Consider the following 20,343-nt stretch of genomic DNA (forward strand, 5'->3'; position numbering starts at 1 on the left):
CAGCGTCAATGAACAAAATCGTCATTGGCGACAAGGTGACCGGGGAAGTTGGGACCGGGTGACCGGGAGAAAGGGCGACCGGGTGACCGGATATTTCGCGCTTCGTCTCCTCGTCTCCCGGTCTCGCCGTCTCACCTAGTCAGCGGCTCGACCTGTCCAACCACCACCCGCTGCACCCGCTTGGGCAAGAAAAAGGTCGTCAACACAATGACTCGGTTGAGCACCCGGCGGATGTCACCGGGGCCTTCCCAGTGTTCGGCAAGCGCCTCATTCGGTGTCCGGCTCAACAGACGCAACAACGCGACGGCAAGCAGGTAGCTATCATCGATCTGCCCAAAGAAGGGGATGAAGTCAGGCAGAACATCCAACGGGGTGATGACATAGGCAATGGTCGCCGCCAAAACAATCTTATCTACCTGTGGCACGCGGGGGTCACGCGCCAGGCGATAGGCGAGCTTGAGCAAGTTTGGCAAAAAGCGGAGGGCTTCACGCATCAGGCGACGCAGCCGACTGGGAGAAGGATGTGACGCTGCCGACTCGCCGACGTGAACATCAAGTTCGGCATGACCGTTCATTGTCTCCAATCTGCTTGGTTGAGAACGCACTCGATTCGTCACAGGCATCACCTCTTGGCGGAAGATTCCTCATTGCTTGTGGTGGGGGATTGGGCCGTTTCCGGCACCGAGCCAATCCCAACCGTGATTTTGGCACGGCTTGAAACAATACGCATCTCGTGACCGTGTGGTTTTCAACACAGCCCACAAAAGCCCAACCAAGCCAAAATAAACAACCTTTTTTCCCCGGTGTTTGCCATGTCTGCCTACCACACGATTGCTATCTTGCTGACGCTGGCGGCGTTGGCCGCGTATGTCAACATTCGGTGGATTCGCTTACCGACGACGATCGGGCTGATGGCGATTTCGCTGGTCATTTCGTTCGCACTGCTTGCGCTCGGTGAAATGGGACTCGTCCCACTGCGGGCCTTCGCGCAGTTTGTGAGTTCGATTGATTTTGGCGACGTACTGTTGCACGGCATGCTGGGCTTCCTGCTGTTTGCCGGAGCCATGCACGTCCATGTCGAAGACCTCCGGCTGGCGAAGTATCCGGTTGGGATCCTCTCAACCATTGGCGTCGTGCTGTCCACACTCGTGACTGGGACGCTCTTTTACTACTCAGCCAATGTTCTGGGGTTGTCGCTCACCTACTTGGAGTCCCTGCTCTTCGGAGCGCTGATTGCGCCAACCGATCCGATCGCCGTCCTGGGCATCGTCAAGAAGGTCGGCGCGCCGAAGCAGCTCGAAACCAAAATTGCCGGCGAGTCACTTTTCAACGACGGCGTTGGCGTGGTGGTCTTTCTGACACTGCTTGGGGTGTACCTGGAGCCGGCGTCACTGAGCGCCGTTGGGGTTGCCAAGCTCTTTGCGCAGGAAGCACTTGGGGGCGCACTGCTCGGCTTCATCACCGCTTGGGCGGCCTACTTCATGCTCAAAACCGTAGATGCCTACCAAGTTGAGGTGCTCATCACTTTGGCGCTCGTCACCGGCACGTACGCGCTCGCCGAAGCCCTGCATCTGTCGGCGCCGATTGCCGTCGTCATCGCCGGACTCTTTATCGGCAACCGTGGACGGATCAAGGCCATGTCGGACGAAACGCGCCTGCGGCTCGATGTTTTTTGGGAACTGGTTGACGAGATTCTCAACGCCGTGCTCTTTTTCCTCATTGGCTTGGAACTGATCGTCATCGCGCTTCAGCCGACTTACTTCGTGATTGGACTGCTGGCCATCGTGGCGTCGCTCGTCGGACGCGCCGCCGGCGTCGGACTGACGATCACGACCTTGCGGTTCAAGCAGTGGCTTCCGCCGGGAACGATTCGCATTCTGACCTGGAGTGGCTTGCGGGGCGGCATTTCAATTGCCCTTGCCCTGGCGCTCCCGCCATCGCCGGCGCGCGACGTGATTGTCGCGGCGACTTACGTGGTGGTTGTGTTCTCGATCCTGGTTCAGGGGCTGACGGTTGGGCCGCTCGTTGCCTATTTCGTGGCAGCGCAAGGCAGCTCAACCGACGACGCGGACGCAGCCCCAGCGGGGGAAACGGCCTGAGTTCCACGCCAACCGTCACTGGCGGAGCCGGTCGAGCAGTGCGCTCGTGGCATGCGCTTTGGGGTCGCCTACGATGGCGACCTCGCCACCGTAGGCGCGAACAATATCGCGCTCAGGAACGGTCTCCGGTGTGTAGTCCGTGCCTTTGGCGTGAACGTCTGGGCGGAGGGTTTGCAGCAGGTTTTCGACTGTCAGTTCAGGGAAAATCACGACGGCATCCACACAGGCCAGCGCGGCGAGGATTTCAGCCCGCTCGGCGGCGGGGGTGACAGGGCGATTTGGACCCTTGAGTTCCCGGACGGCCGCATCATCGTTGACACCAACGATGAGCGCGTCGCCACAGGCTCGCGCCGCCTGCAAGTAGCGAACGTGACCAACATGTAGCAAGTCAAAGCACCCATTGGCCAGCACAATCCGCTTCCCGGCGCGCCGCCAGTCCGTGACGCGCGCCGTCGCTTCTGATAGAGAACACAGCTTCCGATTCGATTCCATGTTTCGCACTTCACCAAAACTCAGCATGATTGTGCAACCAGAGCTGCGTGGGGATGCATCAAGTTCAGCGTAGCCTTGCGAGTTGAGGGACTCATGGCGTTTCTTATGCGCGGTACTGTCTGGTTGTTGGTTCTGGCCGGTTGGCTTTCCGGGGTCTCACCCATGCCCGCTCTGTTGCTTGCCAAGGGGGACACTGATGCGGCGGCGACAGACCGAATCGCCTACGCCATCCAAAACAAGGATGAAAAAAAAGACAAGCCATCTGATGACAAAAAGAAAGAACCCCGCTTCATTGACAAGAAGCCCAAAGAAGACGAACGAAAAGACGACAAGAAAAAAGACAAGCCGCAATCCAACGACTGGCAGCAAAACTTCTCAGCGCGATAGGGCAGCATGGCGACCATTGACCTCAATGCCGACCTGGGCGAAAGCTTTGGTGCATGGACCATGGGGCACGACGAAGCCCTGCTTCGCTATGTCTCTGCCGTCAACTTGGCCTGTGGCTTCCACGCCGGCGACCCGCACACCCTGCGGAAAGGTATTGTCCAGGCACTGGCTCACAACGTAGCGATTGGCGCGCACCCAAGTTACCCTGATTTGCTCGGCTTCGGCCGGCGCGACATGGCGCTGACCCCAGACGAAGTCTTCGACTGCGTGCTGTATCAAGTGGCAGCCGTCAAAGGCATGTGCGAAGCTCTTGGCGGACGGCTTCACCACGTCAAGCCCCACGGGGCGCTCTACAACCGCGCTGCGCGCGATGCTGCCGTTGCCGCCGCCATCGCTGATGCCGTCCGGCGGATTGACGACCGACTCGTTTTGTACGGGCTGGCCGGAAGTTGCCTGATGACCGAAGGCACAGCGGCCGGCCTGCGCACGGCCGGCGAGGCCTTTGCCGACCGGCGGTATGGCCCAGATGGCACGCTCGTTCCACGGTCGCAGCCGGATGCGCTAATCACGACTACGGATGAAGCCGTCGCTCAGGTGCGGCGCATTGTCCATCAGCAGCAGGTTGTTGCCGGGGATGGGAGTCTGGTTTCCGTCCGTGCCACGACACTTTGTCTCCATGGCGACGGACCGCAGGCGCTGGCGTTCGCGCAAGCCATTCGTCAGGCACTCGAAGCCGACGGCGTCAGCATCGCCCCACCATACGCTGCCGCGCCATGAGCAATCCGCGCATCTTCCCGATTGCTGATGATGCGCTGACCATTGAATTCGGGCAGGCCATTGACCTTGGCTGTTACGAGCAGGTACGCCGGCTTGAGCAAGCCCTGCTTGCCCGGCCTTTTGCCGGTTTTCTGGAATCCATCCCGGCTTATGCCTCGTTGAGTGTGTTTTACGACCCGGAAGTTGTCGCGCGCGCTTACCCACGGTTTCCGACAGCCCAGGCCGCGGTTGTCAACTACGTTGAAGGGTTGTCGCACGCCCCATGGACCGAGTCGGTTGAAGCGCATCGGGAGATCGAGATTCCGGTTTGCTACGACCTGCGGTGTGCCTCCGACTTACCCCTCGTCGCGCAGCGGTGTGGGCTGTCGGTCGCGGAGGTGATTGCCTATCACAGCACCCCTACCTATCGCGTCTTCATGCTTGGGTTTTTGCCGGGCTTTGCCTACCTTGGGCTGGTGGATGAACGGATTGCCGTGCCGCGCCATCCAACACCGCGCGCGCAGGTTCCGGCCGGCAGCGTCGGCATTGCCGGCCGGCAGACCGGTGTGTATCCGACGGTATCCCCCGGCGGCTGGCAACTCATCGGACGAACGCCGGTGCCGATGTTTGACCCGCAAGCCAACCCACCGGCGCGCCTGCAACCCGGCGATGAAGTCCGGTTTGTGCCTATCACCTACGAAGCGTGGCTGGACGCAACCACGCAGACCCAGTGACGATGTCAGTTGAGGCTTCCAAAGCCGCCGCCCCAGTTGCCGAGATCGTCTTCGTCATCACCGCGCCGGCCACGTCGGCGGTCGGACGGCGCGACTTTGCCATAACCTCGCTCTTCCGAACGGCTGACTTTGCGCTGCGCATGAAGACCTTCCAGAATGAGTTCGGCGGCCGCGACCAAGTGAGATGGCGTGTTTCCTTCGGCGTAACCACCCATTTCGGCAACTTCGAGGAGCGTCCGAATGGCACGCATTTTTTCCAACACTGACGCGGACGAATCCGCCTCGGAAATCTTCAGGCTACGTCCCTGGTTGAACCACTCGACGATGCGTCCGGTTTCGGCCACCGCCAGATAGCTGTCATAGACGCGCCCACAAGCTGCGCGGATGAGTTCACGGGCAATCCGCTCCGCGCCAACCTGTTCGCCCTCGTATTCCAGTTCAATCTTACCCGTGATGGCCGGCAGCGAAGCGTAAATATCAGAAATCCGCGGGACGATGATGGGTTCCCGATGACGGAGCGCGCGGCGCTCGGCGCTGCTCACGACGTTTTCAAGTAGCGAAATCGGCAACCGCTGACTGACACCCGACCGGCGGTCAATGCGCTGGTCCTCGCGCGCCACGAAGGCAATGGTTTCCACGACTTCTTTGATGAACTTTGGAACGTGGATCGGGGCGCGGGCTGGTCGGTCAGTCCAGGCTTCCTGGGCTGTGATTTGCACGCCTTCCTCGACGGTTTGCGGGTAGTGCGTCAGAATCTCCGAACCGATCCGGTCCTTGAGCGGCGTGATGATTTTGCCGCGCGCCGTGTAGTCTTCGGGATTGGCCGAAAACACGAGCGCCACATCGAGCTTGAGCCGCACCGGGAAGCCCTTAATCTGCACATCGCCTTCCTGCATGATGTTGAACAGCCCAACCTGGATTTTACCGGCCAGGTCGGGCAGTTCATTGATGGCAAAAATGCCGCGATTGGCCCGGGGCAGCAGCCCAAAGTGCATCGTGGTTTCATCACTGAGCAGGTTACCGCTCTTGGCAGCCTTGATTGGGTCAATATCCCCAATGATGTCGGCAATGGTCACATCTGGCGTGGCCAGCTTCTCGACATAGCGTTCCTGGCGCGTCCGCCAGGCGATTGGCGTGGCGTCCCCTTTTTCAGCCATCACCCGCTGCCCATAGGCGCTGATGGGCGCAAACGGGTTGTCGTTGATTTCGGAGCCGGCAATGACCGGCATGACCTCATCGAGCAGGTTCGTCAGTGAGCGTAGAATGCGACTCTTGGCTTGCCCACGCCGGCCCAGCAAAATCAGGTTGTGGCGCGACAAAATGGCATTGATCAAATGTGGCTCAACTGAGTCTTCATAGCCCACGATACCCGGAAAGACCTTCTCGCCACGTTCAAGCTTGGTGACGAGGTTGTCCCGCATTTCATCCTTGACCGAGCGTCCGTGGCGGGCCGAGTCACCCCACGGACTATTCTTGAGTTCGCCGAAGGTCGTAGGCAAAGCCATAGTTTGAAAAAAGCCTGGAGGAAATACGCCTTGGGGGAGAGCGGTAGGCTGGGGGCCTTCAACCTAACTTCCGACGCCGGATGAGATGCTTGACTTCAGCTTCACCGGCATCGGTCGTCACGCTGATCACCACGGCAGCCGTCCCAGCGTGAAAGTTGGGCAGCGTCAATGTCAAGACGGCCGTGCCGTCCTCACCCGTCGAGGCGGAACTGCGATGGGGGCGGTCGTGCGTGCCAAACACCTTGGCAATGACCGGCGCATTTGGAATGGGCTTGCCGCCAACACCGCGCGTGACATGAGCCTGGATGACGACCGTTTCCCCAGCGTAAAAGGCCGGCTCGCCGAGCAATGTAATGACCGGCTTTTCGGATTGCAGGTTACTGGCCACGTATTGGTTGACCACGCTGTTGAGGTCAATCGAGGCCTTGGGAATGCCACCGGTCGTTGGCGGCAGATGGTCGGACGATGACGACTGACCAAGCGATGGCAGAAGACTGTCAAGCATCGTCGTCACGGCCGGGCCGGATGCCGACGGTGGTGGTGGCGGCGGCGGTGGCGGCAAGCGCGATGACTCTGGAGCGATGGGGAGAACGCCATCCAGCGCCGAAGTAACACGGATAAACCCGGGCAGCGCCGGCGGCGGCGGCGGTGGGAGTGGTAAACCGCCGGTGGATGGATGAGCTGGAACACCCTCTGAAAAGGAGGCCGCCAGAACCGGTGACAGTGACTCGGTCACAGATGCAGCCGAAGGCATGGACAGCGGCGGTGGCGGCGGTGGCGGCCCGGCAGGTGCCGGGACACTTGCCGTGTCCCGCTTGGTGATCAGTTCTTCGACGCGCCCGCGCGCAATGAGCGCCAAAATCGCCTTATGCTGCTTTTCAAGCTTCTTTTGCAAATCAGACGGCGTTGCGCCCTCTTCCAGGTCCTTGGTGTAGTAAGTGCGCTTGGCTGCCAGAATCTGCCCGCCAACGTACACGAGCGACAAAATCAGCGGATTCACCGGACCTTTGTCTTCGGTCTGCACGTGATACACAACACCGTTGTGCGTGATGTCGGTATTGAAGCCGGTGAGCATGGATAGCAACGTACCAGAAGAAGAATCAGCAAAGCCGGTTGTTGACTGGAAGAAACCAAAGTCAAAGTAACATAGGCTTTTTCAGTGCGTCAATGCGCTGGTTCCACCGGATGACGGTTTTACCGCGCAACCGCTTCAGCGCATTGCTCCACGATTGGGTGGCCAGTAAGATGCATCGTCGCCGTACCCCCGTCTGGTGAATCCCGTACATTTCTCAACTCATACTCATGACAACTGATCCCATTTTCCGCATTGCTGACAAGGCACGAGCCGGCGAGCGGCTGTCATTCGACGACGGGGTAGCCCTGTTTGAGACCCAGAACGTAGCCTTTCTCGGCCACCTGGCCAACACCGTTCGCCAATCCCGGCATGGACGTGTCGCTTATTACAACGTCAACCACCACCTGAACCCAACCAACGTGTGTTACTGGGATTGCACGTTCTGTTCGTTTTACCGGAAGCCTGGCGACGAAGGGGCTTACACCTACACGATTGAGCAGGCAGTGGCCGAGATTCGCCCCTACTATGAAGCCGGTATTACCGAAGTCCACATTGTCGGCGGACTGCATCCGACGCTCAAGTTTGACTACTACCTTGACCTCCTGCGCGGCCTGAAACAAGCCTTCCCCGGACTGCACCTGAAAGCGTTCACCATGGTCGAACTCGACCATTTCAAACGCATCACGCGGCTCTCGGATGATGAAGTCATCGAGCGTCTCCGGGAAGCCGGGCTGGATTCCTGCCCTGGCGGTGGCGCGGAGATTTTCGCCGAGCCGGTGCGTGAGAAGATTTGCCGTCACAAGTGCGATAGCCAGCGGTGGCTTGACATGGCGCGGGCCGTTCACCGAAAGGGAATCCGGTCCAACGCGACCATGCTCTATGGTCACATCGAGAGCTATGCCGACCGGGTTGATCACATGCTGCGGTTGCGCGACTTGCAGGATGAAACCGGTGGCTTCCAGTGCTTCATACCGCTGGCGTTCTACCCGGAACAGACGGAGCTTGCCCACCTGCCCGGTCCAACCGCCGTGGACAGCCTCAAAACGATTGCCGTCTCGCGCCTGATGCTTGATAACTTCGAGCACATCAAGGCCTACTGGGTCATGCTGGGACGGCAAACCGCGCAGATGGCACTCCACTTCGGGGCGGATGACCTCGACGGCACCGTGTCAGGCGGCGGGCCGCTGGTGGAAACCTACTCCGCCGACGGACGCGACCGCTGCATGACGACCCGCGAAGAAGTCGTTTCTCTCATCCGGGATGCCGGACTCGAACCGGTCGAGCGGGATACCCTTTATCGTCCCGTCGTCCGTGAACCTAGGCTGGTGGCGGCGCTGGATGACGCGAAGCACCAACCGATACTCCACGCCGTGGGATGATCGTGGCCATTCAGGATGAAGTGTGACCGCCTGCCTGGAAAGCTCCGCCGATGACACCCGCTTCCGTGCCACCGTCGGGACGGCTCAGTCCGGCTCGGAGGCATCGGCTTCAATCCGGTCTGGCTGATTTGCCGCCAACCGCTGCATCGTGGCTGAGAACTTGTCCAGGGTCGCCTGAAGCTGTTCCATCTGACGGCGACCGGCTTGGTACTGCGCCCACTGAGGCGTTTCCACAACCGGCTTGAGACGGTCTTCGCCCAACAAGGTCGCCAGCAGCACGATGAGGTCATTGGCGGCCGTCACTTGCGCGAGCAGTCCATTGACGAGGTGGTAGGCATCTTCAGCCGTTGCCCAGTCGAGGTTCCGGTTCGCTTCTGAAGCCGGGCTAGCAGCCGGCGACGGTTGGTTTTGGGCATCGGTCACGCCGAAACTCCTTCCCTTATCCGAACGGCGCGGCCGTTTACCGTCATGGCCGGTGGATTGGCCAAAATGGACGAACGGACATAGCCCAGCGCCAGAACTTCATTTGTGATCGGATGGCGAATCGCACTCGTGATCTGACCGACTTCCCTGCCGTCGGCCAAAATAGGGGTTCCCTTGGTTGGCACCGCGTCACTTTCCCCGGCGTTATCTTCGATGACCAGCGCGGTCAGCCGCCGGGCCGTCTGGTCGTGTCCGCGCCAGTGAATCTTGGCCACAGTTTCCTGCCCCACATAGCAGCCTTTCGTATAACTGATGGCATGGCCGAGACCAGCTTCGGGAGCAAGGGTCGTCTCGTCAAAGTCCTGGCCAAAGCGCCCGACACCCCGTTCAATCCGGCAAACATCGAGCGCATCCCACCCAGCCGGGGTGGCTCCAGCTTGTGTGAGCCGGAGCCAAGTTGCGACGGCGGCTTCATGGGGGACAAAAATCTCAAAGGCCGGCAGTCCATAACGCGGACGCTGCACAACCAGCGCCACCGTGTCGCCAAGGCATAGGCGTTCGTGGGCAAAGATCGCCAGTGATTCTGTTCCGCCACCCACTTTTTCAACGGTCATAGTTGTCCGCCAAGTCGTCGGTGTCGCGCCGGTTAGCTGTTCGATAAGCTGAGGAGAGGCCGGGCCAATCAGGCCCAGCCAAGCGTAGGCTTCGCGTAAGTCGGCGAGACGAAAATCACCGGCGCGCGCCAACGGCGCAAGTTTCTTCTGAATTGCCGCCGCCGCCGCCAGGTCGGTCGTCAACCAAAACTCATCGGTCAAGCAATCGAGCGTGACATCGGCAATGACCCGGCCCTGTGCCGTCAGAAACAGCGCTGCCACGCCGGTTCCTGGCGTGAGTGGTTTGACATGCTGACTGACCCAACCGTTGAGGAAGGCAACGCGGTCCTTGCCGCCAACGGCGAAGCGACCGTGCGCACTCAAATCAACGACCCCGGCCTGCTGCACCAGCGCCTGATACTCAGTTTCACGCCGACCGTAACACGCCACAACCGAGGCGGTTCCCTCATTGCGCATGACGGCGCCGGTTGTTACCTGGTACGCATCAAGCGGATACGCCATACACCCTCCTCGAACACATCTTCAAACCATCACACATCGCGTTCATGCCGCATCAGAGGCAGCACAAGCAAACCCATCTCGCGTAGTGCAAGGCCCTCCGTCGAAAAAACCTGTCTGTCACCAACTTGACGCGCAAAAAAAAAACGCGCCTAGCTTGTGGAAGTGCAACTCTGAGTTTCAATTCAGCACGATACCTTGTCATCCGGGAGAACGTCATGACGCACCGTCACGCCCCTGTTTCGCTACCCGCCTGGCGTCTCGCCCTGGCATTCACCCTGACCTTGTTCCTGACCAGCCCCGGTCTGGCGCTGCGCGCACTGGTCAGCCGCCAGCCCCACGCCACCCAATCAACCAGCAAGCCAACCAAGCCGCTTGAAATCATGGTGCTGCGCCCCCAGGGTTCACCACCCACCCCCCCCACGTCCGATGAAGTTGCCTACTTCAAGGGCAAGTACGCAATGACCAGCCAGCAAAGGTTGGCAACTACCTACGCTCGGCAGGCACTGGCCTTTCGTCCCGGAGCCGAACTGTTGCGTCGCCTTGGTGTGGGCTTTGAACCCTACTTGCTCTTGCGGAGTGATTGGTATCGTCAACTGCATTCAATTCTGGAAGGCTTGCCACAGTTTCGGTCACGACTAGAAGTTGGGGAGCAAGTGCAGGGGTTGTGCCTGGGCGATACGGTGGTGCTGCCTGAGCGTACACTGGTGACAGGTGACTTGGTCATCATTGCGCGTCAGGTCGTGGTTGAAGGCAAGACGTTGGTGCTGCGCGGCAATTGCCATATCTATCTGTTTCAGGCCGAGCCAGCGCGTTTTACGCAAGCATCGAGAGGACATATCGTGATTGACAGTAGTGGCTGTGGGCGCGAAGCGTGGCTCAGGTCAGCCGGACAGCCAAGTAGCTCCCCACAGGACCCTTGTCCACTAGGTGATGGAACCCCTGGGAGCGATGGGCTGGCCGGAACTGACGGATTACCCGGAGCCGATGGCGTCTCGCCACCTGATGCGCCTGATGGGCGCTGTGATAATGCCAGCACAACTAATGGGAGGGATGGGAGTCACGGAGTGCCTGGCGGGGCGGGTCAACCAGGTACTGATGGTAGCGACGGAGGGGACGGCGGAAACGCACACGATATCATTTGTAACATACCGGCTGGCGACTACCACGACTACACCTTTTATGCCAGAGGTGGCAATGGGGGTAACGGTGGTCGAGGTGGACACGGTGGCCGAGGAGGTAACGGCGGCAATGGAGCCAAAGGCGGCAACGGTGTAGCCTGTGGCTGCCAGGTTGGCCGGGCTGGTAACGGTGGCAATGGGGGTAACGGCGGAGATGCCGGCGACGGCGGAGATGCCGGTAACGGCGGAGATGCCGGTAACGGCGGAAACGGGGCAGCCATCCTTGTTACCTATTGTGGACTTCACGGAGAAATCAACCATCACAACGGAGGTGGAATATCCGGCCAGCCCGGAGTGGGAGGGTATGGCGGACGGGCAGGAAGCGGCGGTCGCCCTGGGGCAGGTGGACGGGGGGCAACTTCCATGTCTTGCTATGGTATAGACGGTCATGACGGGGCTTGGCCTCAGAGTGCACCGAGCCACGGTCGTAACGGTCGGGGCGGACGTAACGCAGAGCATGGACAACCTGGGCCGTCTGTCAGCATTGTGCCACGTGACAATTGTAATAGCGGCGGAGGTGGCTCTGGCGGGACGCCTAGTTACCAGTGTTTTAGCTGGTGTTATTACGTCTCCTACGACGGCGGACTGTCATGGCAATTTGTGAGCTGTGAGTTCGCTGGCTGCTGGTGATTGCTGGTGATGGCTTCTTTGATGGGTGCGGTGGTCTGAGGCTCTCCCCTCCGACCACGGCAACCCCATCTTCGCCGGGGCGGGTCGTTGAAAAAGCCTCCTGTCACCAACTTGACACGCAAAAAAAAACACCCAGCTTGTGGAAGTCCAATCCTGAAGTTTCAATCCAGCGCGACACCTTGTCATCCGGGAGAACGTCATGACGCACCGTCACGCCCCTGCTTCGCTATCCGTCTGGCGTCTCGCCCTGGCATTCACCCTGACCTTGTTCCTAACCAGCCCCGGTCTGGCGCTGCGCGCACTGGTTAGCCGCCAGCCCCAAGCCACCAAATCAACCGGCAAGCCAACCAAGCCGCTTGAAATCATGGTGCTGCGCCCCCAAGGTTCACCACCCACACCCCCAACCCCGACCGAAGTCGAAGCGTTTACGAAGCTCATCACCGGCCAATCCAATCCGTTTTCCAGGCCACCGGAAACTGTCCGCGCCGCGGCCGCATTGAACTTTCGTCCGGCCGCCGCCCTGCTGCGCCGCCTTGGTGTGGGCTTTGAACCTTACCTGCTGCTGCACGACGATTGGTATCGCCTCTTGTGGTCAACCCTCAAAAGCTTGCCACAGTTTCAGTCGCGCGTGGTTGTTGGACAACAGGCGCAGGGCCTGTGTATAGGGGACACCGTCGTCCTGCCGGAGCGCGCGCTGGTCACAGATGACTTGGTCATCATTGCCCGGCAACTGGAGGTTGCAGGGAAAACCTTGGAGTTGCGCGGTCCGCACGGCATCTATGTGTTTCAAGCTGAACCAGCCCGTTTTACCCAAGCCGCCAAGGGACACATCACACTCAATGCTAGTGGCTGTGGGTATCAGGAGTGGCGTGAGGCCGTCGAGCATCCGAACAGTGTTACGGCCCAGCTTTGTCCGCCGTTTTATGGGGCTCCAGGCAGTCCGGGCAACGCTGGAAACCGTGGGGAAAATGGAGCAAACGGCGAATCTCCACCACCGGCACGGAATGGAAGCTGTGACAATGCCAATACCATTGATGGGACCGATGGCGCAGATGCATCTGACGGCATGGCGGGAGCACCTGGGGAACATGGCAGTCACGGATACGAGGGGCAGAAGGGCAAGCCAATCCACTGTGATATTCCGGCGGGTGATCAGAACGAATACACGTTTACATCCATTGGCGGCGTTGGTGGCATCGGTGGTCGTGGGGGCGATGGTGGGCATGGGGGCGATGGAGGCCGAGGGGGCAAGGGTGGCGATGGCGTGGACTGTGGATGCCAATTCGGGCGCGCCGGCAATGGTGGCAAGGGCGGAAGAAGCGGCAAGGGTGGCGACGGTGGCGATGCTGGTCGGGGTGGCAATGGTGGTGATGGCGGAGCGGGTGGAACAGTTACCTTTACCTATTGTCCGCCGAGGCCTTTCTATCAACAAAATATTGAGGGTGGGCTGGGTGGTTTCACTGGATCCAGCGGGACGCCTGGAACAGCCGGGAAAAACCCTTTTGGAGGAGAAGGTGGCAAGGCCGGGGCTTCATTTTCTTGCAGTGGCAAGGCTGGGGCTAACGGACAAATAACAATACTCGCCCCACGTAATGGGCATTTTCCTTTGGACGCGCCTCAACCCGGGAGGCAAGGATCACATGGTTCCGTGTCTCACACGCAGAGACAGAATTGCCCACCTCCTCCACCCCCTGTCCAGCCCGACCCGCCCGGCGGCGGTGGACCTGGCGGGACGCCTAGTTACCAGTGTTTTAGCTGGTGTTATTACGTCTCCTACGACGGCGGACGGTCATGGCACTTTGTGAGCTGCGACTTTGCTGGCTGCTGGGCGGTGATTGCCTGGTGATGGCTTTCTGAACGAGCGTCCCGGCCCCGCGTGCTTTGGTAGGCGTGTATAATCATCGCTCAAAGACCTTCGGCGCTTCGACTGAAGCCGTGAAGTCCCGCGTTCACCGCCTTGCCATGTCAAATCAAACGCCACTGCTCCCAACCGAAGACACGATTCCCCTCGACCATCTCGCCGATCTGGTGGATGAGCTTCCACCAGGGCTTCAGCCGCCACAACTGCTCCCAAGTGTTGTCATTCTCGGACGCCCAAACGTTGGTAAATCCACGCTGTTCAACAAGCTGATTGGTCGCCGACAGGCGATTGTCGGCGACGAACCGGGGATTACCCGCGACCGTCACTACGGCGTGGTTGAATGGCTTGGGCGGAATTTTGAGCTGGTGGACACAGGTGGCATCGTCCCCGACGACGAGGCCATCATCCCGGTCAATATCTTCAGGCAAGCGTCTTTCGCGATTGAGGGCGCGACCTTGCTCCTGTGGGTCGTTGATGCCCGCGAGGGCGTCACGCCGCTCGATGAAGAACTGGTTCGCCACCTTCGCGCGACGGGCAAGCCGGTGTTTATCGTAGCGAACAAAGTCGAATCGGAGAGCGTCCGCGCTGCGGCCGGTGAGTTTTACCGCTTCGGATTTGACACGCTCTTTCCGGTCTCAGCCGAACACGGAACCGGGACGGCGGAACTTCTCGATGCCATTCTGGACTTCACCCAGGCGCCCGTTGCGGCTCCACCGCCACCAGAGCGGATTCGGGTGGCGGTGATCGGGCGGCCGAATGTTGGAAAGTCCTCGCTCATCAATGCCATTCTTGGCGAAGAGCGCGTGATTGTCAGTCCGATTGCCGGAACAACGCGCGATGCGATTGACACCGACCTGGTTCACAACGGGCGGGCTTTCACGCTCATTGACACGGCCGGAATCCGCCGCAAGGGGCGAACCACGGCGATGGCGGAGAAGTTTTCCGTCATTATGGCGCGCAAGGCACTCGAACGCGCCGATGTTGCCGTCCTCCTGCTTGACGCCGTCGAGGGGCCGACTCACCTGGACGAGGTCATCGCCGGCTACGCGCTTGAAAGTGGGACGTCCATTCTGCTCGCCCTCAATAAATGGGACACGATTGAAAAGGATGCGAATACGGCCAAGCTGTACGAACGACAACTGCGCGAGCGCGTGAAGTTTCTGGATTACGCACCGGCCGTCTTCATTTCGGCGCTGACCGGGCAGCGGGTGACACGGGTGCTCGATCTGGCGGTTCGCGCCTATGACGCGCGTTACCGGCGGATACCAACCGGCGAACTCAACCGTTTCTTCACCGAACACTTGGCCACGCCCCGCGCGACGATGCCGACCAGCACGCCGGTCAAGGTCCATTACGTGACCCAGGCGCGCAGCGTACCGCCGACCTTCGTGCTGTTTACGAACTCCACCAAGAAGCTCCATTTTTCCTACATCCGCTATGTCGAGAACCGGCTGCGTGAAAACTTCGACTTCTTTGCCACGCCGCTGCGCATCGTGTCGCGCCCGCGCCTGGGCAAAAAGTCCTGAGCGCCAAAAGCCATGAGACGGAAGTTAGGAGAAAGGCCATGAGCGCCGCATCGGAGCCAGCTTGGGCAGCGGTGGCCGACCTGACCCGCCGCCTCAAGGCCCAGGCCCTGGCCGTGGGATTTTCAAAAGTCGGTATTGCGCGCGCCGAAGCCCTCGAACCGGAAGGCGACCGCTTACGCACTTGGCTGGCGCGCGGCTACCACGCCACGCTGGGGTGGATGGAACGGACGGCTGACCAACGCGCGAATCCGGCGCGGCTGTTGCCGGGCGTCAAGTCGGTCGTCGCGGTTGCGCTCAACTACGATACGCCACCACGCCACGTTGACGCGCCGGAAATCGGCAAAATCTCACGTTATGCCTGGGGTGACGACTACCACGACGTGCTCACCGCAAAGCTCACCGCTTTGCTTGACTGGATTCGTGCCGAATGCCCCGGCGCCAACGGCTACATTGCCGTGGATGCCCAACCTGTCATGGACAAGGCCTGGGCCGTCCGTGCCGGCCTGGGCTGGCTCGGCAAGCATGGCAATGTCATTACGCGAGAATTCGGTTCGTGGGTCTTTCTTGGTGAGTTGCTGCTGGACATCGAGCTTGAACCCGAAACCGAGCTTGTGCCGGATCACTGTGGCGTGTGTACCGCCTGCCTGGACGCTTGCCCAACCCAGGCCATCGTCGAACCCTATGTCGTGGACGCGCGGCGGTGCATTGCCTTTGCCACGATTGAGTCCAAAAGCGAAACGCCCGATATGGATACCCATGGCTGGGTCTTCGGGTGTGACGTCTGCCAGGATGTGTGTCCGTGGTCGCGGTTTCGTCAACCCACCACGGAAGCCCGTTTCACACCGCACGATGGCATGGTTGCCCCGCCCCTTGCCGAACTCGATGCGCTGACGCCGGAAGACTTCAAGCGGCGCTTTGCCGGGACGCCTGTTCTACGCGCCAAGCACCACGGCCTGCGTCGTAATGTCGCAGCAGCGCGGGGCGCGGGTCTGGGGTCTGAAAGCGATTGAACCAGTGCCGTCCGCGGTAGGCTTCGTCCGCCGACAAGTCCGTTCAACGCGCCAGCGCGGCGTCAAAGCCGTCGAGTGAGCCATGCAGGCGCTTGTACACCGCCTCCAGCTTGGCGCGGCGGTCGCTGGCGGTTGGCGCGTTGGCATCGTAGCCTAGCTTGTACGCCTCGAAGGCTTCGGCATCCTGCTTGGTTGCTTCGAGCACGACCCCCAAGCGCCAGGCGGCTTCGCGGCGCGATGGGGCCGTTGGATACGCCTTGACGGCTTCGCGCAGGCGCACCGTCGCGGCGGCCGTTTCACCCTGCTTGTAGAGAACCCAGCCCAGCGTCATCTGGGCGCGGACGTAAAACTCAGCCAATCGGTCTTCGGCGCGTGGACTGTCAACGCCACCGCCCGCGACACGGGACGCCTCGGCCGTGGCATCAATTGCCTGGCGGGCAAAGCGTTCGGCAATACCGAGTTCCCCAACGTCGGCCAGGGTCTCGGCGGCGCGCAGCAGTCGCCACCCACGCGCCGGGTCCTTGCCCGCAACAAACTCCCTGGCGGCGATTTCGAGCGGCGACTCCATCAATCCCTGGCCGGTGGTCGCGCCTTTGGCACGGGCCTGCTTGGCCAGCAGGGCAAAGCGCAGGTAACGCTCGATGAAGGTCACTTCGTCATCACTCAGCAGCGAGGAAGCAACCAGCAGGGAGGCGCGGCGTTCGAGGTCGAGCAGCCGCGCCAGGCGCGGTCCACGTACCGGCAGCGCGCCGCCCAAAACAGCTTCAAACTCGCCATCCGGCGTCACCTTGAGAAAGGTTTCAAAGGGTTCGAGCGCCTGGTCATAGGCATTGGCCAGAATCAAGGTTGCCCCTAACTCAAACTGGAGCGTCGCAAACTGAGCCGTTTGCAAGGCTTCGCCCAGGATGTTTTCAGCCTCGGCCAGGTCGCCGGCCCGGCGCATCAGGTGGGCTTCAACAATCCGCAACCAGGGATAGTTCGGCTGGATGCGCTTGGCCTGCGTGCCGGCCGCAATGGCGGCCGTGAAGTCTCCGTTGACCGCATGGACGTACGCCAGTTGCGTGAAAAAACGGACATCGCGCGGGTTGATGGTGAGCATGCGCGCCATGGGTTCGATGGCTTCCCGCTCGCGCCTCTGGGCGACATAACAAATTGCCAGCCCGCCCCAGGCCGTCGGATGCTCCGGGTCAAGCTCGATTTGACGCCGGTAGTTGGCTTCTGCCTTCTCGTAATCACCTGCCGAGCGCTGGAGATCGGCTAGCGCAGCCCACGCGACGCGGCTTTTGGGGTCCAGCTCCAGCGCCTTCTGAAACGCGGCGGCCGCTTCTTCGAGGCGCAGCCCAATCTGGTAAGCCACGCCCAGGCTGTGGTGGAAATTTGCGGAGGTGGCGTCAAGCTCGATGGCGCGCTTGAACACTTCCTGAGCATCTGTCGGCACTTCCAGGCTGAGATAAAACAAGCCGATTTGTTCGAGCGCCGGCGCATTGTCCCAGGCTCGCGGCTGAAACTCACGCATGAGGAGCACGGCTTCCTTGCGCAGCCCCTGGGTCGCCAGAAGCAGCGGCATCGGCAGAATCAATGACCGGAAGAGGCGCGCGGCGTCGGCGTTGGGAAGCGTCTTGACGGCCTGGCGAAAGACATTTTGCGCGCCTTCGGCATCGCCGGCGCGCAAACGCTGCTCGCCAAGCTGCGCCTGGGCCCGCACCAGTGATTGCCGGGCGGAGGACTGCAAGGGTGAAGCCGGGTGTGTCCGCAGAAACTCACTGAGTTGCGTCACGTACGCTTCAAGGTTGGCGGCGGATAGTGCAGCTTCCAGGTCGGCTTGCTCACGCAGCAGCTCGCTGGTCGTCGTCGGCGCGGCCAGTACCACCATCGGCGCCGGCGGCACTTCACGCGGCGGCTCGGCGGCTGGATTTGGGCGTGGCGCGCCGGTGGCCGTCCCGGATTGCGTCGGGACGAACTGGGCTAGGGCCGGCACGGATAAACTGCTCAAGGTAACGCACAGGAGAAAGCGCCGGGCAGTGGCGCGTACGACATCGGTCGTCATGGGTTCAAGTCCTGGATCAAGCTTCAGATTTCGTCAGTTTGGCAAAGGCGGTTCGCACCGGATATTCACATGCCACACACAGGATGATGATGGCCTGCAGAACGATGGTCAGGTCTTTTGAGACGTGTTCGGTAAAAATGCCGATAAACAGTTGCGACCGAATCAGCGCCCCAAAGAGGATGGCCGCCAGTACAATCCCGACCGGATGGTTTCGTCCCAGCAGCGCGACCGCAATCCCCGTGAAGCCGTAGCCCGGCGAAAAACCGTCGTAGTACCGATGGCGGTAGCCCAGCACCTCGCCCGTCGCCACCAGTCCGGCCAGCGCGCCGCTGATGACCATCGCCAGCACGATGTTACGGGCAACGTTGATGCCAGCGTATTCCGCCGCCGTGGGGCTGCTGCCGACGGCGCGTAGCTCGTAACCCCACTTCGTTTTCCAGAGAAAGACATACACCGCGCCACAGGCCAGCAAGGCAATCAAGAAACCCAGGCTGAGTGGGATGCGCTCCGGGATAGCCGGAATGAACTTGTGCATGCGCGCCAGATGTGCGCCGGAAGCAATCTCATACGTTTGGAGAATCGGATCGCCCGTCTCACGGTAGTGATACTGGACAAGGTAGCTCACCAGTCCCACGGCAATGAAGTTCATCATGATCGTGTTGATGACTTCGTGCGAGCCAAACCGGGCCTTGAGGAACCCCGGCACGGCCGCCCACAGCCCGCCGGCTGCCATGGCCCCCAGGATGCAGGCGGCGACGAGCAACGGAGACGGCAGCCAGGTCAGCGTAAACCCGACCCAGGCTGCCGCGAAAGCGCCTACCGTGAGCTGCCCTTCGGCACCGATATTGAGCAATCCGCATTTGAACGCGACCGAGACGGCCAGGCCGGTAAAAATCAATGGCGTGGCATAAAAGAGCGTGTAGCCAATGCCATCGAGCGAGCCAAAGGCGCTCGAAAAGAAAAGCTCATAGACTGCCAGCGGGCTGTCGCCCATCAGCAGCACAATCCCACCGCCCAACAGAAAGGCAAACACCACGGCCAGCGCCGGAAACAGGAGGTCGAGAAAAAATTTTTTCATAGATGCTTCGCAAAGATCGCCATCATGATGCGCTACGATAGCATCAAATTGCGTGTTTGATTTCTAGATGCTTGATGTTTCCAGATGCAAAGCGATGGCCGGCGCGCTACAACATTACCTTGCCTGGCGCTTGCCCCAGTTCCTTGCCCCACCGCGCACGGTTATGAACCTCCCGCGCTTGCTTTTCGATTGTAGCCCACTCCTGATTGCCACGGCTCACGGTTACGGCGCGGCCTGGCTGGCCGTCAAGATGCTCTTCCGCCCACTCAAGCCGGTGTATGTCTTTGGCTGGAAACTTCCATTCACGCCCGGCCTGCTCCCTGCCGAGCGGGAACGCTTCGTGGACGCCCTGGCCGGGGTCATTGCGGAGAAGCTTCTCACCGCCGACATCCTGGCTTCGGCGCTTCACGAACTCCAGCTCGAAACCGACGTGGAGAAACTGGCCCGCCTGCGCTATGCCGAGCGCTCCCAGCCCGACACCCTGCTCCCAGTGGTCGCCGGGCGCATCACGGACATGCTTACCACGCTCAAGCACTCCTCCGAAGCCAAATGGCGTATTGCTCACGAACTGCGCGCGGTCGTCGTCCGGCGACTGGAGCGCGACTACCACCCGGCCGTCCGCCAAACCGCCACGTTTCTGGTGGGCAACAACTTGGTTTACCGCATCGTGGACCGCGCCATCAACGAGTTGGCCGACCAGCTTTCCGAGAGCATGGCCATCCGCGAAGTCGTGGATGAAGCCCTGCGCCGCTTGTCCGAGGTGGTGTTCACCAGTGAACAGCCGCTTCAGAAACGAATTGCTCAGGACCTGGTTCACCAACTCAGCCAGCGGCTCGACATCAAAAGCATCATCAAGCGTCGCTTTGAATCCTTCTCGAACGATATTTTTGAAAATCTCGTCTATGAAACCGCCGGACATGAACTGCGCGGCATCATGGTGTTTGGGACGTATGTTGGCTTGGCCGTCGGCGTCCTGCAAACCAGCATCAACCTGTGGCGCACCTTCGCCGGGCCCTGACGGGACGGGTCGGCAGGATGCGCCGATGTG

Annotated in this window: 20 protein-coding genes; 11 read left to right on the forward strand and 9 right to left on the reverse strand. The window is 60.7% G+C overall.

Going from position 1 to position 20,343, the window contains the following annotated elements:
• Positions 1–131 precede the first annotated feature (131 nt).
• Positions 132–575 (reverse strand): YkvA family protein, encoded by a 444-nt coding sequence (locus tag J8C06_RS07925; RefSeq protein WP_211428176.1) that lies wholly within the window; start codon positions 573–575, stop codon positions 132–134.
• A gap of 237 nt (positions 576–812) precedes the next feature.
• Here J8C06_RS07925 and J8C06_RS07930 point away from each other — a divergent pair, with 237 nt between their 5' ends.
• On the forward strand, positions 813–2,099 hold the full coding sequence (locus J8C06_RS07930) for a cation:proton antiporter (RefSeq protein ID WP_211428177.1): 1,287 nt from the start codon (positions 813–815) through the stop codon (positions 2,097–2,099).
• A gap of 15 nt (positions 2,100–2,114) precedes the next feature.
• Here the strand turns inward: J8C06_RS07930 and rfaE2 are convergent, their stop codons facing one another.
• Complete coding sequence (rfaE2, locus tag J8C06_RS07935) at positions 2,115–2,591, reverse strand: D-glycero-beta-D-manno-heptose 1-phosphate adenylyltransferase (protein WP_211428178.1); 477 nt, start codon at positions 2,589–2,591, stop codon at positions 2,115–2,117.
• Positions 2,592–2,696: 105 nt separating this feature from the next.
• Here rfaE2 and J8C06_RS07940 point away from each other — a divergent pair, with 105 nt between their 5' ends.
• From J8C06_RS07940 to pxpB, 3 genes are read left to right on the forward strand one after another with little or no spacing between them, the layout of a single operon-like run.
• A complete protein-coding gene (locus tag J8C06_RS07940; protein WP_211428179.1) occupies positions 2,697–2,978 on the forward strand; it encodes a hypothetical protein in 282 nt (93 codons plus the stop codon).
• A 6-nt stretch (positions 2,979–2,984) separates the two neighbouring features.
• Positions 2,985–3,755: a LamB/YcsF family protein gene (locus tag J8C06_RS07945; protein WP_211428180.1), complete on the forward strand. Its 771-nt coding sequence runs from the start codon at positions 2,985–2,987 to the stop codon at positions 3,753–3,755.
• Positions 3,752–4,468 carry a 5-oxoprolinase subunit PxpB gene (gene pxpB, locus J8C06_RS07950; protein WP_211428181.1) on the forward strand — a complete coding sequence of 239 codons (717 nt, stop codon included), beginning with the start codon at positions 3,752–3,754 and terminating at the stop codon, positions 4,466–4,468. Before J8C06_RS07945 ends, pxpB begins: the two co-directional genes overlap by 4 nt.
• Positions 4,469–4,473: 5 nt before the next feature.
• Here the strand turns inward: pxpB and J8C06_RS07955 are convergent, their stop codons facing one another.
• Both J8C06_RS07955 and J8C06_RS07960 read right to left on the reverse strand, forming a co-directional pair.
• The gene (locus tag J8C06_RS07955; RefSeq protein WP_211428182.1) at positions 4,474–5,973 is read right to left on the reverse strand and encodes a magnesium chelatase; all 1,500 of its coding nucleotides are present in this window, start codon (positions 5,971–5,973) and stop codon (positions 4,474–4,476) included.
• Between the two features lie 58 nt (positions 5,974–6,031).
• Complete coding sequence (locus tag J8C06_RS07960; protein ID WP_211428183.1) at positions 6,032–7,048, reverse strand: hypothetical protein; 1,017 nt, start codon at positions 7,046–7,048, stop codon at positions 6,032–6,034.
• Positions 7,049–7,275: 227 nt separating this feature from the next.
• On the opposite strand from J8C06_RS07960, the gene mqnE reads away from it, so the two are divergent.
• Positions 7,276–8,427: an aminofutalosine synthase MqnE gene (gene mqnE, locus J8C06_RS07965; RefSeq protein ID WP_246602008.1), complete on the forward strand. Its 1,152-nt coding sequence runs from the start codon at positions 7,276–7,278 to the stop codon at positions 8,425–8,427.
• An 84-nt stretch (positions 8,428–8,511) separates the two neighbouring features.
• On the opposite strand, the gene J8C06_RS07970 is transcribed toward mqnE, so the two are convergent.
• The 3 genes from J8C06_RS07970 to J8C06_RS07980 form a co-directional block, all read right to left on the reverse strand.
• On the reverse strand, positions 8,512–8,850 hold the full coding sequence (locus J8C06_RS07970) for a hypothetical protein (protein ID WP_211428184.1): 339 nt from the start codon (positions 8,848–8,850) through the stop codon (positions 8,512–8,514).
• A complete protein-coding gene (gene ygfZ, locus J8C06_RS07975) occupies positions 8,847–9,965 on the reverse strand; it encodes a CAF17-like 4Fe-4S cluster assembly/insertion protein YgfZ (RefSeq protein WP_211428185.1) in 1,119 nt (372 codons plus the stop codon). Before ygfZ ends, J8C06_RS07970 begins: the two co-directional genes overlap by 4 nt.
• Before the next feature lie 635 nt (positions 9,966–10,600).
• On the reverse strand, positions 10,601–10,747 hold the full coding sequence (locus tag J8C06_RS07980; protein WP_211428186.1) for a hypothetical protein: 147 nt from the start codon (positions 10,745–10,747) through the stop codon (positions 10,601–10,603).
• A gap of 244 nt (positions 10,748–10,991) precedes the next feature.
• Between J8C06_RS07980 and J8C06_RS07985 the strand changes: the two genes are divergently transcribed.
• The 5 genes from J8C06_RS07985 to queG all read left to right on the forward strand — a co-directional run bounded on the left by J8C06_RS07985 (position 10,992) and on the right by queG (position 16,170).
• Positions 10,992–11,240 (forward strand): hypothetical protein, encoded by a 249-nt coding sequence (locus J8C06_RS07985; protein WP_211428187.1) that lies wholly within the window; start codon positions 10,992–10,994, stop codon positions 11,238–11,240.
• 3 nt (positions 11,241–11,243) lie between these two features.
• Positions 11,244–11,525 carry a hypothetical protein gene (locus tag J8C06_RS07990; protein ID WP_211428188.1) on the forward strand — a complete coding sequence of 94 codons (282 nt, stop codon included), beginning with the start codon at positions 11,244–11,246 and terminating at the stop codon, positions 11,523–11,525.
• Between the two features lie 447 nt (positions 11,526–11,972).
• Positions 11,973–13,619 (forward strand): collagen-like triple helix repeat-containing protein, encoded by a 1,647-nt coding sequence (locus J8C06_RS15300; RefSeq protein ID WP_211428189.1) that lies wholly within the window; start codon positions 11,973–11,975, stop codon positions 13,617–13,619.
• A 116-nt stretch (positions 13,620–13,735) separates the two neighbouring features.
• Complete coding sequence (gene der / locus J8C06_RS08000) at positions 13,736–15,160, forward strand: ribosome biogenesis GTPase Der (protein WP_211428190.1); 1,425 nt, start codon at positions 13,736–13,738, stop codon at positions 15,158–15,160.
• 38 nt (positions 15,161–15,198) lie between these two features.
• Complete coding sequence (gene queG, locus J8C06_RS08005; RefSeq protein ID WP_211428191.1) at positions 15,199–16,170, forward strand: tRNA epoxyqueuosine(34) reductase QueG; 972 nt, start codon at positions 15,199–15,201, stop codon at positions 16,168–16,170.
• 43 nt (positions 16,171–16,213) lie between these two features.
• Here the strand turns inward: queG and J8C06_RS08010 are convergent, their stop codons facing one another.
• Together J8C06_RS08010 and J8C06_RS08015 are read right to left on the reverse strand one after the other, a co-directional pair.
• Entirely contained in the window at positions 16,214–18,217 is a 2,004-nt protein-coding gene (locus tag J8C06_RS08010) for a tetratricopeptide repeat protein (RefSeq protein ID WP_211428192.1), read from the reverse strand.
• A 16-nt stretch (positions 18,218–18,233) separates the two neighbouring features.
• Positions 18,234–19,295, reverse strand: coding sequence for an ABC transporter permease (locus J8C06_RS08015; protein WP_211428193.1), 1,062 nt, complete (start codon positions 19,293–19,295; stop codon positions 18,234–18,236).
• A 67-nt stretch (positions 19,296–19,362) separates the two neighbouring features.
• On the opposite strand from J8C06_RS08015, the gene J8C06_RS08020 reads away from it, so the two are divergent.
• On the forward strand, positions 19,363–20,313 hold the full coding sequence (locus tag J8C06_RS08020) for a DUF445 domain-containing protein (RefSeq protein WP_211428194.1): 951 nt from the start codon (positions 19,363–19,365) through the stop codon (positions 20,311–20,313).
• The last annotated feature ends 30 nt before the right edge of the window (positions 20,314–20,343 follow it).

The organism is Chloracidobacterium validum, from assembly GCF_018304825.1.
Lineage (GTDB): Bacteria > Acidobacteriota > Blastocatellia > Chloracidobacteriales > Chloracidobacteriaceae > Chloracidobacterium > Chloracidobacterium validum.

Bases quoted from the DNA above. Each gene is read 5' to 3' on its own strand.
- J8C06_RS07925 (WP_211428176.1), bottom strand. From the start codon at position 575: ATGAACGGTCATGCCGAACTTGATGTTCACGTCGGCGAGTCGGCAGCG.
- J8C06_RS07930 (WP_211428177.1), top strand. From the start codon at position 813: ATGTCTGCCTACCACACGATTGCTATCTTGCTGACGCTGGCGGCGTTG.
- rfaE2 (WP_211428178.1), bottom strand. From the start codon at position 2,591: ATGGAATCGAATCGGAAGCTGTGTTCTCTATCAGAAGCGACGGCGCGC.
- J8C06_RS07940 (WP_211428179.1), top strand. From the start codon at position 2,697: ATGCGCGGTACTGTCTGGTTGTTGGTTCTGGCCGGTTGGCTTTCCGGG.
- J8C06_RS07945 (WP_211428180.1), top strand. From the start codon at position 2,985: ATGGCGACCATTGACCTCAATGCCGACCTGGGCGAAAGCTTTGGTGCA.
- pxpB (WP_211428181.1), top strand. From the start codon at position 3,752: ATGAGCAATCCGCGCATCTTCCCGATTGCTGATGATGCGCTGACCATT.
- J8C06_RS07955 (WP_211428182.1), bottom strand. From the start codon at position 5,973: ATGGCTTTGCCTACGACCTTCGGCGAACTCAAGAATAGTCCGTGGGGT.
- J8C06_RS07960 (WP_211428183.1), bottom strand. From the start codon at position 7,048: ATGCTCACCGGCTTCAATACCGACATCACGCACAACGGTGTTGTGTAT.
- mqnE (WP_246602008.1), top strand. From the start codon at position 7,276: ATGACAACTGATCCCATTTTCCGCATTGCTGACAAGGCACGAGCCGGC.
- ygfZ (WP_211428185.1), bottom strand. From the start codon at position 9,965: ATGGCGTATCCGCTTGATGCGTACCAGGTAACAACCGGCGCCGTCATG.
- J8C06_RS07980 (WP_211428186.1), bottom strand. From the start codon at position 10,747: ATGGCAATTGCCGCGCAGCACCAACGTCTTGCCTTCAACCACGACCTG.
- J8C06_RS07985 (WP_211428187.1), top strand. From the start codon at position 10,992: ATGCCAGCACAACTAATGGGAGGGATGGGAGTCACGGAGTGCCTGGCG.
- J8C06_RS15300 (WP_211428189.1), top strand. From the start codon at position 11,973: ATGACGCACCGTCACGCCCCTGCTTCGCTATCCGTCTGGCGTCTCGCC.
- der (WP_211428190.1), top strand. From the start codon at position 13,736: ATGTCAAATCAAACGCCACTGCTCCCAACCGAAGACACGATTCCCCTC.
- queG (WP_211428191.1), top strand. From the start codon at position 15,199: ATGAGCGCCGCATCGGAGCCAGCTTGGGCAGCGGTGGCCGACCTGACC.
- J8C06_RS08010 (WP_211428192.1), bottom strand. From the start codon at position 18,217: ATGACGACCGATGTCGTACGCGCCACTGCCCGGCGCTTTCTCCTGTGC.
- J8C06_RS08015 (WP_211428193.1), bottom strand. From the start codon at position 19,295: ATGAAAAAATTTTTTCTCGACCTCCTGTTTCCGGCGCTGGCCGTGGTG.
- J8C06_RS08020 (WP_211428194.1), top strand. From the start codon at position 19,363: ATGCTTGATGTTTCCAGATGCAAAGCGATGGCCGGCGCGCTACAACAT.